At 71.0% G+C, this 1,904-nt stretch carries 1 protein-coding gene; it reads left to right on the top strand.

The features are described from left to right. On the top strand, positions 1-1,817 hold a 1,817-nt coding region (locus G6019_RS10150), incomplete at its 5' end, for a bifunctional lysylphosphatidylglycerol flippase/synthetase MprF (protein ID WP_182627512.1). Positions 1,818-1,904: the final 87 nt, after the last annotated feature.

The following is a 1,904-nucleotide window of genomic DNA, read 5'->3' as shown; positions in this document are numbered from 1 at the left end:
GGCGGTTGGGGTCAGCCCGGACAGCGCTGGTCGCGATCGGCGGTCAGCTGATCGGCGTCCTCGGGGCGGTCGCCGTGCTCGTCCCCGGGAACGCGGTGGGGTGGGAGTGGGCCGCCGAGTTGTCCGTGGTGCTCGACGTGGGGTGCTCGACGGCCGTGATCGCCGTTCTGGCCGCCACCACCGCCACGCTGGTGTCCCCGTGGCGGCTGCGGGCGCGGGCGCTGCTCTACGGCTACGTGATCGTGTCGTTCCTGTTCCTCGGCCGTCTGGCGGACCTCACGCACCTCATCGCGTTCGCGGTGTTCCTGTTCGTGGGTGAACGGTTCTTCTCACTCACCGAGCGGGGCCTGAGGCCACGGACCCGGCGCGAGACGAGGTTGGTCGTCTCGGCCGGGATGTGGTTCATCGCCGCGGTGCACGTGGTGGTGTACTTCGTCCCCGCGGACGGCCCCCTGGGCCCGACCGAGGCCGACGACGTCAGCCTGGCCGGCATGCTCGTGTCGGTCCTGGTCGCCGCGGTGACCGCCGAACTGCTGCGCCGCGGCTTCCGGGCGGCGTGGATGGTCGCTCTCGCCTACGCCGTGCTCACCGCGGTGGCCACGCTCGTCGTCACGGTGTTGGTCGTGGCCGCGGACTTCGAGAGCCTCGGCGCCGTCACTGCGGGCACCGGACTGTTGTGGGCGGGCGAGGCCGTGCTGCTCGTGGCCGGCCGGGGGGCGTTCGGGGTCCGGATCCGGCGCCGGGTCACCGGGTCCTCGGTCCATTCGGAGGACGTGGTCGACCGCGTCCGCGCGCTGATCCGTCAGCACGGCGGCAGCACCATGTCCTGGATGATCACGTGGCAGCCGATGAACTACTTCTTCGGAGCCGGGGGCGTCGTGGGGTACCGCCTCCACGTGGGGACGGCGATCGCGCTGGCGGATCCCGTCGCCGCGCCCGGGGATCGCGGTCGTCTGCTCACCGAGTTCGTGGAGTTCGCCGAGTCGCAGGCCGCGGTGCCGTGCCTCTTCTCGGTGTCGGCCGAGACCGCCGAGACCATGAGGGAGCGCGGGTGGCGGGCGCTCCAGATCGCCGAGGACACCATCATGGACCTGCCCGACCTGGCGTTCGGCGGCAAGAAGTGGCAGAAGATCCGGAGCGCCATGAACAAGGCGCAGAAGAACGGGACGAGTTTCGTCTCCGGGCTGTTGCGGGAGCAGCCGTCCGCGATCCTGGGGCAGGTGCGCGAGATCTCCGAGCAGTGGGTGGGGGACAAGGAGCTCCCCGAGATGGGCTTCACCCTGGGCACGGTCGAGGAGGCGCTCGATGACGACGTGCGCATCGCCCTGGCGGTGGATTCCGACGGGGTCGTTCAGGCGGCGCTGTCGTGGCTTCCCGTCTACCGGGGTGGCACCGAGGGCGGCGTCCGCGGGTGGACCCTGGACGTGATGCGTAAGCGCAACGGTCCCGGCGCGAACAACATGATCGAGTTCCTCATCGCCCGCTCGGCGCTGGAGTTCAAGGACGAGGGGGCTGATTTCGTCTCGCTGTCCGGGGCTCCGTTGGCGCGCAGTGGCGACGACGACGAGGTGGCCACCCTCGACCGCGGCCTCGACCTGCTCGGCCAAGCCCTCGAGCCGTACTACGGATTCCGCTCGCTCCACCAGTTCAAGGCCAAGTTCAACCCGCGCATCGAGCCCGTGTTCCTGTGCTTCCGCGACGAGGCCGATCTGCCGCGAATCGGCGTGGCGATCGGCCGGGCGTACCTGCCGGGGGCGACGACCCGCCAGCTCGCCGCGCTGGCCAGATCCGGGAAGTCCGAGACCATCGACGCCTGAGGCGCCCTCCCCTCCATCAGAGGCGCCCGCGCTCGGTCACCGGCATCCGCTCCCGCAGAGGCATCCGCTCCCGCGCCTGCACACCCC

Source organism: Dietzia sp. DQ12-76 (genome assembly GCF_014145045.1).
In the GTDB taxonomy this organism is placed as follows: domain Bacteria; phylum Actinomycetota; class Actinomycetes; order Mycobacteriales; family Mycobacteriaceae; genus Dietzia.
Note: the sequence above shows the minus strand (reverse complement) of the source record. Positions and strands in the feature narration are given on the sequence as shown.